Raw genomic sequence first — 13,737 nt, forward strand, 5'->3', positions numbered from 1 at the left:
TAAAAGTGGCCGTTATTCTTATTCGGCTGGGTTGGTGGGGAAATGACGAGACTCCCATGGGAGAAGGGACTAGGTGAGATCCCGCAGGGAGTGAAACGAGCGAGGAAGCTCACCGTTCCCCCATAGGAAAGCGAGTTATTTCCCCACCAACCCTATACCTATTAAGTAACGGACCCCGGATTATCTCGAAGTCGAGTCTTCCACAATCCGGCTCTATAGCTTAATAGACATTTTATTAAAATCAAAAAAATAGAGTCTTACAAAAAACGTACGATGAAGTGGACTCTTTCATTACTTTAGCAATATTTAATCTAGCGTATGGTTTTAAAGGTGGATGTCCGCATGACAAAGAAAAAGAGAAGAAATCGTGGGCTCGTATTAGCTTCCATTATGATGGCGATGTTTCTGGCTGCTATCGAAGCAACGATCGTGTCGACAGCCATGCCGAGCATTGTGGCTGATCTCGGAGGGTTTAGTTTATACAGCTGGGTATTTTCAGCTTATTTACTAACAAATGCTGCGACAGTATTATTGTTTGGACGCTTATCTGACATATTTGGCCGAAAGCCGATTTTTATGATGGGAATCAGCTTATTTTTAATCGGGGCTGTGACCTCTGCGCTTTCTCCTTCGATGGAAGTATTAATTGTTGCCAGACTCATTCAGGGGTTCGGGGCAGGGGCCTTAATGCCGATAGCGACCACGATCGTCGGGGATATTTATACAAAGGAAGAACGAGCGAAAATCCAAGGTTATCTGTCCAGTGTATGGGGGATTTCAGCCGTGACAGGTCCAGCTCTGGGCGGATTTTTTGTAGATGTGCTCAGTTGGCCGTATGTTTTTTGGATGAACGTTCCGCTTGGCCTGTTGGCTTTACTTGGTGTCATTTTTTTCTTCCATGAAGATGTTTCTGAAGAAAAAAGACCCATTGATGTGGCTGGTTCTTTCTGGGTGGTCATTACGATCAGTACACTCATGTTTATCCTGGTAGAGGGAGGAGTAGGTATCCCCTGGAAATCATGGGCTATGTTTGCTTTATTAATGGCATCTATTATCAGCTTTATTATGTTCTACTTTGTGGAAAGAAAAGCACGCGAGCCGATGATGCCTTTTCATATTTGGAAGTACCAGTCCATCCGCTATGCGAATTTAACCTCTCTCACGACAGGTATGATACTTATGGGGGTTACGAGTTATCTTCCGGCGTTTGTACAGGGAGTTATGGAGCAGTCAGCCACTGTGGCAGGCTTCACCTTGACGGCTATGTCGATCGGCTGGCCTATTGCTTCCACCCTTGCCGGACGGCTTGTGCTCAGAATAGGCTTCCGTCCGACTTCTATTCTCGGCGGAGTATCTCTAATTATAGGAGCTTCATTATTTTCAGTATTAACGCCTGATAAAGGCCCATTATTTGCAGCCATTGGCTCTCTGTTCATTGGAATAGGCATGGGGCTCTCCTCAACCTCCTTTATCGTCTCTATTCAAAACACGGTAGATTGGAAAACAAGAGGGATAGCGACAGCAACGAACATGTTTATGCGGACTATAGGCAGTGCAATTGGTGCTGCCTTGCTCGGAGGACTGCTGAACAGCCGGATTAATGCAGCCATTGAACAGTCGGGTTTACCAGATCAATTTACCGTGGATTCCACAAATTTACTTTTACGGGAAAGCGGGAGAAATGAGTTAGGCAAACGCGCCCTGGAAGTGTTACAATCAGGACTAACTTCAGGGTTGCATGTGGTATATATAGGAATCCTTATACTGGCAATTATAAGTTTTTTATTGATTTTGCGACTTCCAAAAAAAGAAGTTTGATATCATCCTTGTCGCTTTGATAAAGTAAAGGGTGAAAGAATTACATAAAAGGAGGAGTTTAACTTGAATCAAATGGATGCTAATGAAATTATTTCATTTATTTCAAACAGTGAAAAGTCAACACCTGTGAAAGTATATTTAAAAGGGGATCAGCTTGAAAGCCTCGATTTTGGAGAGCAAGTACAAGATTTTGTCTCCGGGCAATCGGGCGTCATTTTTGGAGAGTGGAAAGTAATCCAGCCTCTACTTGAAAAATACAGCAGTCAGATTAATGATTATGTCATTGAGAATGATCGACGTAATTCAGCCATTCCACTTCTTGATCTGAAAAAAGTGAACGCGCGTATTGAACCAGGCGCTATTATCCGTGACCAGGTAGAAATTGGAGACGGAGCCGTGATTATGCTTGGGGCTATGATCAATATCGGATCTGTGGTAGGAGAAGGCACCATGATTGATATGAACGTCGTACTTGGAGGCCGTGCTACGGTAGGTAAAAATTGCCATATCGGAGCGGGTGCTGTACTAGCCGGGGTTATTGAGCCACCTTCTGCAAGTCCTGTTGTCATTGAGGATGGCGTGGTTATCGGAGCGAATGCTGTTATTCTTGAAGGCGTCACGGTCGGTGAAGGTGCTGTTGTGGCAGCCGGATCGATCGTTACGGCTGACGTAGAACCTAATACACTCGTAGCAGGAACGCCAGCGAAGAAAATTAAAGATATCGATGACCAGACCAAATCAAAAACTGAAATTAAACAAGAACTTCGTAAATTAGATCAATAAGTATGAATGAGGCCTTGCTGAAGCAGCAAGGCCTTTCTTATAAGGAGGGTCCCCCGTGGAACTAGAAAAATTAATTGAAGTAAGACGAAATTTGCATCAGATTCCTGAGCTTGGATTTCAAGAAGAAAAAACACAGACATTTTTATTGGACTATATTAAGCAGCTTCCTCAGGAGGCTCTGACCATTGAAACGTGGAGAACTGGAATATTTGTCAAAGTGGATGGAAAGAGAGGGGAGAAAACGATCGGCTATCGTGCAGACATTGATGGTTTACCCTTAAATGAAGAAACAGGCCTCGACTTCCGTTCCGTTCATCAAGGAAGGATGCACGCCTGCGGTCATGATCTTCATATGACGATTGCTTTAGGTGTCTTGACGAGGCTTGCATCAGATCCGGCTGATCATCATGTGGTCTTTCTGTTCCAACCGGCAGAAGAAGGTCCGGGAGGGGCAGAGCCTATGCTTCAGGCTGATTTTCTAAAGCAGCATAAACCCGATACCATATTTGGGCTGCATATTGCTCCAGAGCTCCCGGTAGGATCGGTATCCACGAAACCCGGACTGCTTTTTGCGAATACAAGTGAATTATTTATCGATTTTAAAGGCGTCGGGGGTCACGCTGCTTTTCCTCATATGGCGAAGGATATGGTCGTTGCAGGCAGTTCGTTTGTCACCCACCTTCAACAAATCGTTGCCCGTCGCGTAGACCCGCTCGACAGCGCGGTGATAACAATAGGTAAAATGGAAGCTGGAACTGTACAAAATATTATTGCTCAGGAAGCGAGACTTGAAGGGACAATCCGTACCCTGACACCGGAATCGATGGATCAAGTCAAATCGGACATTGAAAAACTGGCAAAAGGATTTGAAATAAGCAACGACTGCCATATTTCTATTCACTACGGCTCCAATTATTATCAAGTCTTTAATGATACAGAAGCTGTCCAGAGCTTCAAACATACGGTAGATAGCTCTTCTTACGAGTTTAAAGATGCAAGTATGGCTATGACAGGTGAAGACTTCGGATACATGCTGAAGGAAATTCCTGGATTTATGTTCTGGCTTGGAGTGGAATCAGAAGCCGGGTTGCACCAATCGGCGCTAAATCCAAAAGAAGAGGCAATGCTTGTAGGAGTGAACCTGGTTGAAGCTCATATGAGAGGACTGTAAACGATATGGATGCATACCCATCTGCCTTCAGTAAACACTAATAGATGCTTGTTAATACAAAGCAGGGAGGTGGATGGTGATGAAAAGAATAGGGATTGAAGAAAATCTAAGTGATATACGTTCAGCTCTTCAGCAAAAAGGGTATGAATTGGTTGAGATGAAAAAACAGGAGGATGCGGCGAGCTGTGATTGTTGTGTTATTTCCGGGCAGGACCGCAACGTAATGGGCATCATGGATGCCGAAACCAAAGCTTCTGTTATTGATGCTCATGGGAAGACTGCGGATGAAGTTTGTCAGGAAGTGGACGCTCGTTTCTCCTAAGAAACAGGTGGAGGTTTTTACCTCCAGTACATAGAACAGGGAGAGTTGAATTATGGAATCGACGATTAAACTATTAGCGGTAGGCGTTTTGATCATCCTCACAGCTTTTTTTGTGGCCAGTGAATTTGCGATCGTAAAAGTTCGAAAGACACGTGTAGAGGCAAAGGCTGCAGAAGGCAATAAAAAAGCCAAAAATTCGCTGCGTGTGCTGAACAATCTTGATTATTATTTGTCCGCGTGTCAGCTGGGCATTACGATTACCGCTTTAGGACTCGGGTGGCTTGGTGAACCAACGCTTGTAGTCCTGCTGGATCCTTTAATTGGTAATTTTAATTTACCATCCGGGATCACTCATACCGTTTCCTTTGCTATATCTTTCTTCATCATTACATTTCTGCATGTCGTGCTAGGAGAACTTGCTCCTAAGACAGTAGCCATACAGAAGGCTGAAGCGATAACACTTCTTCTTGCCAGACCTTTGATGTTGTACAGCAAACTTATGTATCCGTTGATCTGGCTGCTAAACGGGTCTGCGAATATACTTGTTCGCTTATTTGGTTTTCAAACGGCAAATGAGTCTGAGGAAGTCCATTCAGAAGATGAATTAAGACACATTTTAACGCAAAGCTATCAAAAAGGAGAGATCAACCGTTCCGAGTACACCTATGTGGATCGTATTTTTGAGTTCGACAATCGGACGGCTAAAGAAATTATGATTCCACGTACTGAAATGGCTGTGATCGATGTTAATCATTCTATTAAAAATGTTTTGCGCGAGATGAAACAGGAGCGATACACCCGCTACCCTGTGGTAGATGGGGATAAGGATCAGGTGATCGGAATTATCCATATGAAAGAATTCTTTTATGAAGATGTCCAGGAGCAGGGATCACTCAGGTCCTTTATTAGACCGGTAATGAAAGTGTTTGAAAATGTACCGATTCATGACCTGCTTGTGAAAATGCAGAAAGATCGCACACATATGGTCGTCCTGATGGATGAGTATGGCGGAACTTCCGGCATCGTGACGGTAGAGGATATTCTGGAAGAAATCGTTGGGGAAATTCGGGATGAATTTGATCATGAAGAAGAGCGTGAAATTAAACGACTGAAAAATGGTCACTTCCTTCTGGAAGGGAAAACATCCATTCAGGATATCAACGAATTTTTTGAATTAGACTTAGACCACGAAGATATCGATACGATTTCCGGCTGGATTTATACTCGCGATTATGAAGCAAGGGAAGGTACCATTGTAGCGGAAGACAAATTACAGTTTAAAATCGTGGATATGGAAGACGGTCAGATTAAAAAAGTAGAAGCATGGGAAGATACCCATTAAAATAGCCCGGGTTTCCCCGGGCCAGTTTTAAAAGAGAGCGATTAATCGTTCTCTTTTTTCGTTACATTTACTTGATGAGGATAAGGAATTTCAATGCCTGCCTGATCGAGAGCTTCTTTCATAGCTTTTCTCAAGTCTCTCTCCACAGCCCATTGTTCCATATTTTCCGTTTTTCCTAAGATGCGGATGACAACATCGGAAGAACCTAAGTTTTGAACACCAAGAACGCTTGGCCCTTCTTTAAAACGCTCATCGTTTGCAAACTCGTCAGCAACCTCTTTTAGGACAGTCATAGCCTGATCAATGTTTTCGTCATAACCAATACCGATATCCACCAGCGCGCGCATGTTTCCACGGGAGTGATTGGCTACGCCTGAAATGTTCCGGTTTGGGATGAAATTCAGGGTTCCATCGAAGCTGCGGAGCAGAGTTGTCCGTATACCTACTTCCTCAACCACTCCGTCATATCCGCCAGCGGTTACGTAGTCTCCCACTTCAACCTGCCGCTCTGATAATAAGAAGAAACCGGTCACAATATCGGAAACCAGTCCCTGAGCGCCGAAGCCAATGGCAAGACCAACAATTCCTGCTCCAGCGAGCAACGGTCCGATTTCGATTGTAAGCGCACTTAACAGCATGACAATGAAAATGAAAGTAAGGGAATAGGAAAAAATATTAATAGCCAGTTTTTCAAGCGTCTGACTTCGTCCATCTGATAATTTCCGCTGGTTGCTCATCCGTTTCATTGCCGCGCCAATAGCTTTTTTACCAAGCGGTTTCACTATAGCAAAGGCAATCAGTAAAAGGAGGATCTTGAGCCCTCCAGTGATAATCCACTCCACGACAACGGAAGGATTGAATTTAAAACCTTCTTCAAATATATTCATTTTACGACTCCTTTCTCCAAAACTTGCTAGGGTTCCTTTATAGAATATCGGAAAGTCCAGAATCATTTCAATTATTATTTCGTTTTTTGACAATTCATGGAGAACATTTCGGGTGACACATATATAGTTTTACTTTTCTGATGAACTATTGTTTAATGAGAAACGGAGTAGCACATACTAATCGTAAGAAAACTTTCTATGGGAACTGATCAGATTAAATTAATTATTACCTAAAATTGACTATAATTAACGTTCTCGTTATACTAGGTACTGTGATAAAGACAGTCATTACATTTTTAAATTATTTTTCGGAGGGATTCAAATGGCAGATCGTATGGTAGCCAAGCAAGCACCACGCTTTGAAATGGATGCAGTACTTCCTAACAAAGAATTCGGTAAAGTTTCACTGGAAGAGAACATGAAGAACGACAAATGGACAGTCCTTTTCTTCTACCCTATGGACTTCACATTTGTATGCCCTACAGAAATTACAGCGCTATCTGATCGTTTCGATGAATTCGAAGATCTGGATGCTGAAGTAATAGGAGTATCTACAGATACCATTCACACACACCTTGCGTGGATCAATACTTCCCGCGAAGATAATGGTCTAGGTGACCTTGAATATCATTTGGCTGCAGATACAAATCACCAGGTATCTAAAGACTACGGTGTACTGATTGAAGAGGAAGGTGTGGCTCTTCGCGGTCTATTCATCATCAGTCCAGAAGGTGAACTTCAGTATCAAGTAGTTAACCACAACAATATCGGCCGTGATGTAGACGAAACGCTTCGAGTCCTGCAGGCCCTTCAAACCGGCGGACTATGCCCGGCTAACTGGAAGCCAGGACAAGAAACCCTATAAATTCCCTTTAATAAAGATTAAGGGTCTAACATGTCAGGTGTTAGACCCTTTTCCATCTTAAACAAGCAAGAGGAGGATTCGATTATGCGTTTAAGAACACCGATGCCTGAATTGCCAGAAGCAACCACATGGTATAACAGCGAGCCATTAACGAAAGAAGATTTAATCGGAAATAAACCGACATTAATTCACTTCTGGTCAGTTAGCTGCGGAATGTGCAAAGAAGCCATGCCTAATGTCAATGAGTTTCGTGATGAATATAGGGATGATCTAAACGTAATTGCTGTGCATATGCCTCGCTCTGAAAAAGATCTCGACTTAGATCAAATTCAGGAAGTAGCAAAAGAGCATGGCATTACTCAGCCGATATATGTTGATAATCGGCACGCTCTTACGGATGCATTTGATAATCAGTACGTACCTGCTTATTATGTATTTGATGAAGAAGGGAACCTCCGTCATTTTCAAGCTGGAGGCGGCGGAATGAAAATGCTTCGTAAACGTGTGAATCGCGTACTTGGGCTTAACCAAAAATAAGGAATGACAAGAAAGCAATTCCCATATAACTATGGGGATTGCTTTTTTTACGTTAGGGCAAGTTAAATGGAAGCTTTGTTGTTGAATTTTTATAAGCATGTATTCAGCTGGAGGGACTTATACTGTGAGACTCAGCTTGTGATAGATATTAGGCGGAGAAAGGGACTCCATCATACTTACTCAATTTCGTAGATGAATAACGGTCTACCATCGCCTCTCCCGTTTTATGTAGTCTTTGTTGAAGAAAAAACAGTTAATAAGTTCAAGATAATCACTCTTTTTTAGAGGGACCTCCGTTGATTCCACGATGAGCGTTCGGTGGTGACGCCTGCGGGAACAGCGCGAGCCGAAGATCCACTTGGTCAAGTGCTCTTCTTGACCAAGTTAGCTGAGGTCGTGCCCGCGGCAAGCATCCACCGACAAGCGAGTCGTGAGAAGCAACAACAAACGTTACCCACTCCCCTGGGTAGAAAGGAGTTTTTCAGTGGCCTCATTTTTTATCTCGCAATAGTCTCCCTGGCAGCCTCTTGCCACACAAAGTAAACGAACCCGATCTTACGCAATCGGGAGCCTATCTTAAAATGCAACTTTGAAATTCACCGGATCTTAAATAACCAGGATATGACCATTGTCACTGGCTGAATGATTCAAACTGGCAGAAATTTTTAAAAATTGGCACGTAAGGGTGGAATTTTATTTCGATACCCGATATATTTATAAATACGTTAAAATATTTGGAGGAGGGGGATTATGGAGACTTTTAAAAAATTAAAGCAGTTTTACTGGCCCTACCGCAAGTTCTTTTTCTTATCAGTATTATCTCTGATATTCGTAGCCGGAATTACGGTAGTTTATCCAGTCATCCTGCAAAAAACGATAGATGAAGTGATCCGGGGCGAAGAGTATAATTTAATCCCATACATTTGCGGCATCTTTATTTTGTTAATGATCGTGAAGGGGATTGCGACTTATTTTCATCAATACTTAGGAGAATACTTTGGAATCAGCTCCGTTTTCACTCTGCGTGATGAGTTATATAAAAAACTGCAGCGTCTATCCTTTAAATATTATGATAACGCGAAGACGGGAGACTTGATGTCCCGTTTAACGGCAGATGTAGAAGGATTTCGCTTCTTTTTATCCTTTGGTTTTTCAGAACTCATTCGTATTACCTTGTTAATTGTAATCAGTTTGAGTGTGATGTTTTATTACTCCATTCCGCTTGCTCTCGTGACAATGGCGGCCATGCCGTTCCTGGCTGTTGTAGTGTACAGCTTTGATCGCAGAGTACACCCAGCTTTCCGGCGAATCCGGAAGTCATTTGGGAAACTGAATACACGAGTACAGGAAAATATCAGCGGCATGAATACGGTGAAATCACTGTCCAGAGAAAGTTTTGAGATCGGAAGGTTTTCGGATCGTAGCGAAGACTATCGATCAAAGTATATTACAACTTCAAATATATGGGCACGTTTCTTTCCTCTGATGGAATTTATCGGCAATGTCTGCGTGGTGGCTCTGCTTGCATACGGAGGTTACTTAGTCATCGAGGGATCGCTTCAATTAGGGGAATTGGTCGCCTTTTTCAGTCTAGTTTGGTACATTCTTGGACCGCTTATGAACTTAGGGTTCGTCATCAACCTGTTCTCCCAATCAAAAGCTTCTGGAGAGCGCTTACTTGAAATTCTGGAAGCGGAAGAGGATATCCAGGAAAAAGAGGATCCGATCGTCGAAGATCGCTTACAAGGTCATGTGACGTTTGAAGACGTGACGTTAACTTATACAAAAGACGACGATTCAGCCTTAAAACATATTACCTTTGATGCGCCTCCTGGTAAAACGATTGGTTTAATTGGGGCAACGGGTGCAGGTAAAAGCAGTATTACGCAACTGATCACCAGATTTTATGAACCAGAGAAAGGGCGGGTTTTACTCGATGGTACTCCGGTTCAAGAATTTGGGCTAAAAACTCTAAGGAAAAACATCGGATTTGTCCTGCAGGAATCTTTCTTGTTTTCTACTACGATTAAGGAAAATATCTCTTACGGCAATCCAGATGCCACGATTGAAGATGTGATGGATGCAGCCAAACGGGCGCAGGCACACGACTTCATCATGGAAATGCCGGAGGGTTATGACACTCTGCTTGGAGAACGAGGCATGGGGCTGTCTGGAGGACAGAAGCAGCGAATTGCGATTGCAAGAGCTATCCTGATTGATCCTTCCGTACTTATTTTAGACGATGCAACTTCAGCCGTTGATATGGAAACGGAGTTCCAAATTCAAAAGGCGCTGCAAGAGGTCATGAAAGGGAGGACAACCTTCATTATTGCCCACCGTATCTCTTCCTTGAAACATGCGGATGAAATTCTCGTACTGGAAGACGGGGAAGTGAAAGAGCGAGGCATTCATGACGAACTTGTTGAAAACGGCGGTCCATACCAGAGGATCTACGATATCCAGTATCAGGATAAAGAAAAAATACTCAATGCTTCTAATGCTTAAAGAAGGGGGGAAAACCAGGTGGCAAAAAAACCGAAACATAAACCTGTCACAAATAAACATTTAAATCGTTTTAAATATACACAGGATCAGGCAGTTGAAAAGCCCTTTAACTGGTCGCAAATGTGGAGACTGCTCCGTTATGTGAAGCCTTACTCTAAAACATTGCTTCCAATTTCAATCATCGCGATGCTCGTATCAACAATAGTCCGTCTGGTCGTGCCGATCTTAATTGGTAGAGTAGCCATTGATAAAGCTATTGGCAACAGTGATACAAATCTTTTAATTCAACTTGTTGTCGGTATTTCTATTCTTTACCTGCTTAGTTATATTGCAAATACACTGAGGATTAAATATGTAAATATTTTAGGTCAGAATGTGATTTATGACCTTCGGCAGCATTTGTTTTCGCATGTTCAGCGGCTTTCTCACAAATTCTTTGATTCAAGATCAGCCGGTTCCATTCTTGTAAGAATAATGAATGATATAAACTCTCTACAGGAATTGTTTACGAATGGTATTATCAACTTGCTTATGGATGTGGTCATGCTTACCGGGATTATCGCAATCCTGTTCTGGATGAGTCCTAAGCTTGCCTTAGCCATACTTGTGATCATGCCGCTTATGTTTTATATTTCGACGAAACTGCGCCGCAATATCAGGCGCTCCTGGCAGGATGTACGGATTCAGCAGTCTCGTCTCAACTCTCATTTAAATGAGAGTATTCAAGGGATTCGAATTACGCAATCTTTTTCACAGGAAAGAGAAAATGCGGAGTACTTCAACGGCGTGAATACCGATAACTTTCAGTCCTGGAATACAGCGACCAGAAAAAGTGCGATGTTCCGGCCTTTTGTAGAGATGAGTAACGCGGTAGGAACCGTTATCCTTATTTCTTTCGGTGCCTATCTGATCCTGAGCGGGGATATCTCCATTGGTAAATTCGTCTCCTTTGCCTTTTTCCTGGGTATGTTCTGGGAGCCCATTTCAAGGCTTGGTATGATGTACAATCAAATGCTCATGGCAATGGCCTCTTCGGAAAGGATCTTTGAGTTCCTGGATGAACAGCCAAATGTAGAAGAGAAGACAAATGCGGTTGAACTGAAAGACATGAAAGGTCATATAGAATTTGACCACGTTCAATTTGCTTATGATGAAAAACGGATCGCTCTCCATGATATCAATTTAGAAATGAAACAGGGAGAGACGGTGGCTCTGGTGGGGCACACTGGGTCTGGGAAATCGACCATTGCGAATTTAATCAGCCGTTTCTACGATCCTACCAAGGGAGCGGTTAAAATTGACGGAGTCGATTTGCAGGATGCGACTATTGACAGTGTGCGCCAGCAAATCAGTGTCGTGCTGCAGGATACCTTTATCTTCTCCGGAACCATTCTTGAGAATATCCGCTTTGGTCGTCCAACTGCCAGTGATGAAGAAGTGAAAGAAGCGGCTAAAGTGGTAGGAGCGGAAGGTTTCATTAATCGTTTAAGCGATGGGTATGATACAGAAGTAGAAGAGCGCGGTAGTATTCTATCGGCTGGAGAAAAGCAGCTGCTTTCCTTTGCCCGTGCTTTGCTTGCAGATCCGCGAATTTTAATTTTGGATGAAGCTACGGCAAGTATCGATACCGAAACGGAAGTACGTATCCAGAAAGCCCTCCGTAAATTGTTACATGGTCGAACCGCCATTATTATTGCTCACCGGCTGTCCACGATCCGTGAAGCGGACAATATTTATGTGCTGGAAAATGGGCGCATACTTGAGAACGGCTCACACGATGAATTAATGGATCAAAAAGGTGAGTATTATGAATTAGTGAAAGCCCAGTTCCAAATGCTTGATGCCATCTAGGATTTTGATTCACCTATCACTTCATGAGTCTAAAAGGCACCCTAACCGGGGTGTCTTTTTAGTGTGCAATCTATCGTTAGAAACCATAAGGGATAGGGAATAGAACTTACAAAACGTTTTAGGCATACATTTAGACATCAAAGACCATATCGTGTATCATAAACTTAAATTAAGACTTTGTGAAGTTTGTCACAAAATAGTCATATACCTATCGCACTTAAACCGTTTTCACCTATTATACTAGGGGTAGATTGTCTGAATTCATAAGATTTACTAGCAGTAAGAGGGGGAAGGGAAGATGTTTGATTTAGATAGTGCTACGCTTAGCCGCATGCTGACTGCACTTACTCTTGGGTATCACGCGATCTTTGCGACGCTTGGTGTAGGTATTCCGGTCATGATATCCATAGCAGAATTTATAGGAATTAAAAAGAAAGATCCTCACTATACGCTGCTGGCAAGACGCTGGACAAGAGGATTTACCATTACAGTGGCTGTAGGGGTTGTGACAGGAACCGCGATTGGATTACAGCTCTCCCTGTTATGGCCGAGCTTTATGCAGCTGGCAGGTAAGGTGATCGCCTTACCACTTTTCATGGAAACTTTCGCTTTTTTCTTTGAAGCTATATTTTTAGGAATCTATCTTTATACATGGGACCGATTTAAAAATCCTATGTACCACTGGCTGTTGTCCATTCCTGTTGTGATTGGGTCTACATTATCAGCATTTTTCATCACATCGGTGAACGGCTTTCTGAATACTCCGCAAGGGTTTGAACTGGAAGGAGATACAGTTACGTCCATTCAACCATTAGCTGCGATGTTTAATCCAGCGACGCCCACGAAGGTTTTTCACGTCGTTTCTACATCTTATTTAACCGCAGCAGCTGTCCTTGCGACCATTGCAGCTATTTATTTATTGAAAAAGAAAAATACTCTTTACCATATGAAGGCCTTAAAGGTTACGGTCGTTTCCGTATTCATTTTTGCCATAGCTACCGCCATTGCAGGTGACTTATCTGCTAAGTTTCTTGCTAAAGAGCAGCCGGAAAAATTGGCTGCCGGAGAATGGCATTTTGAAACGGAAGAAGGAGCAGACCTGGTTGTTTTCGGTACATTAAATGAAAATCAGGAAGTGGAGAATGCGATCCGGATACCAAATGGCTTAAGCTTTTTAGCTTACGGCGACTTTAATGCAGAGGTAACCGGACTGGATCAAATTCCGGATGATGAAGAGCCTCCGCTTTGGATTCACTATATGTTTGACTTAATGGTGACGATCGGTTTCTTCACACTGGGAGTTTCCCTTATGTACCTGGTGTTCTGGAAGGTGAAGAAGTGGAACGAATATCACCCGCTGCTCTTATGGGGGATTGCTTCTCTCGGACCATTATCCATGGCCGCTGTCGAATTTGGCTGGGTATTTGCGGAACTTGGACGGCAGCCATGGATTCTAAGAGGATTTATGACTGTCTCTGAAGGGGCAACGACCTCGCCATATGTTGGATGGATGCTTATTCTATTCATTGGCTTATACATTGTGCTGTCGATCGGCTGTGTAATCGCGCTCCGTAAGATATTTAAAGGAAACCCGGCTGAACATGAGCTTGAACATCGTTATCCTGAAGTGGCAGCTACAAAGGAGGGTAACTAACT

The 13,737-nt window shown here is 43.0% G+C and carries 11 protein-coding genes; 10 read left to right on the forward strand and 1 reads right to left on the reverse strand.

All coding sequences use genetic code 11. The features are described 5' to 3' along the window. The first annotated feature begins 342 nt into the window (after nucleotides 1-342). From HBHAL_RS08800 to HBHAL_RS08820, 5 genes are all read left to right on the forward strand, one after another. Entirely contained in the window at nucleotides 343-1,818 is a 1,476-nt protein-coding gene (locus HBHAL_RS08800) for an MDR family MFS transporter (RefSeq protein ID WP_014643030.1), read from the forward strand. Nucleotides 1,819-1,881: 63 nt separating this feature from the next. Beyond that, on the forward strand, nucleotides 1,882-2,601 hold the full coding sequence (gene dapD / locus HBHAL_RS08805) for a 2,3,4,5-tetrahydropyridine-2,6-dicarboxylate N-acetyltransferase (RefSeq protein WP_014643031.1): 720 nt from the start codon (nucleotides 1,882-1,884) through the stop codon (nucleotides 2,599-2,601). 55 nt (nucleotides 2,602-2,656) lie between these two features. Then, a complete protein-coding gene (locus HBHAL_RS08810; protein WP_014643032.1) occupies nucleotides 2,657-3,772 on the forward strand; it encodes an N-acetyldiaminopimelate deacetylase in 1,116 nt (371 codons plus the stop codon). 79 nt (nucleotides 3,773-3,851) lie between these two features. Then, nucleotides 3,852-4,094, forward strand: a complete 243-nt coding sequence (locus HBHAL_RS08815; RefSeq protein WP_014643033.1) for a YkuS family protein — start codon at nucleotides 3,852-3,854, stop codon at nucleotides 4,092-4,094. Between the two features lie 52 nt (nucleotides 4,095-4,146). Further along, nucleotides 4,147-5,436: a hemolysin family protein gene (locus HBHAL_RS08820; protein WP_014643034.1), complete on the forward strand. Its 1,290-nt coding sequence runs from the start codon at nucleotides 4,147-4,149 to the stop codon at nucleotides 5,434-5,436. A gap of 41 nt (nucleotides 5,437-5,477) precedes the next feature. Here the strand turns inward: HBHAL_RS08820 and HBHAL_RS08825 are convergent, their stop codons facing one another. Continuing rightward, nucleotides 5,478-6,323 (reverse strand): mechanosensitive ion channel family protein, encoded by an 846-nt coding sequence (locus HBHAL_RS08825; protein ID WP_014643035.1) that lies wholly within the window; start codon nucleotides 6,321-6,323, stop codon nucleotides 5,478-5,480. A gap of 322 nt (nucleotides 6,324-6,645) precedes the next feature. On the opposite strand from HBHAL_RS08825, the gene HBHAL_RS08830 reads away from it, so the two are divergent. The 5 genes from HBHAL_RS08830 (at nucleotide 6,646) to HBHAL_RS08850 (ending at nucleotide 13,735) form a co-directional block, all read left to right on the forward strand. Beyond that, the gene (locus tag HBHAL_RS08830; RefSeq protein ID WP_014643036.1) at nucleotides 6,646-7,188 is read left to right on the forward strand and encodes a peroxiredoxin; all 543 of its coding nucleotides are present in this window, start codon (nucleotides 6,646-6,648) and stop codon (nucleotides 7,186-7,188) included. A gap of 84 nt (nucleotides 7,189-7,272) precedes the next feature. Then, nucleotides 7,273-7,725 carry a redoxin domain-containing protein gene (locus HBHAL_RS08835; RefSeq protein ID WP_014643037.1) on the forward strand — a complete coding sequence of 151 codons (453 nt, stop codon included), beginning with the start codon at nucleotides 7,273-7,275 and terminating at the stop codon, nucleotides 7,723-7,725. A gap of 750 nt (nucleotides 7,726-8,475) precedes the next feature. Further along, nucleotides 8,476-10,230: an ABC transporter ATP-binding protein gene (locus tag HBHAL_RS08840; RefSeq protein WP_014643038.1), complete on the forward strand. Its 1,755-nt coding sequence runs from the start codon at nucleotides 8,476-8,478 to the stop codon at nucleotides 10,228-10,230. 18 nt (nucleotides 10,231-10,248) lie between these two features. Beyond that, the gene (locus HBHAL_RS08845) at nucleotides 10,249-12,081 is read left to right on the forward strand and encodes an ABC transporter ATP-binding protein (RefSeq protein ID WP_014643039.1); all 1,833 of its coding nucleotides are present in this window, start codon (nucleotides 10,249-10,251) and stop codon (nucleotides 12,079-12,081) included. A gap of 298 nt (nucleotides 12,082-12,379) precedes the next feature. After that, nucleotides 12,380-13,735: a cytochrome ubiquinol oxidase subunit I gene (locus HBHAL_RS08850; protein WP_014643040.1), complete on the forward strand. Its 1,356-nt coding sequence runs from the start codon at nucleotides 12,380-12,382 to the stop codon at nucleotides 13,733-13,735. The last annotated feature ends 2 nt before the right edge of the window (nucleotides 13,736-13,737 follow it).

Origin of the sequence: Halobacillus halophilus DSM 2266 (assembly GCF_000284515.1) — a bacterium.
Classification (GTDB): domain Bacteria; phylum Bacillota; class Bacilli; order Bacillales; family Halobacillaceae; genus Halobacillus; species Halobacillus halophilus.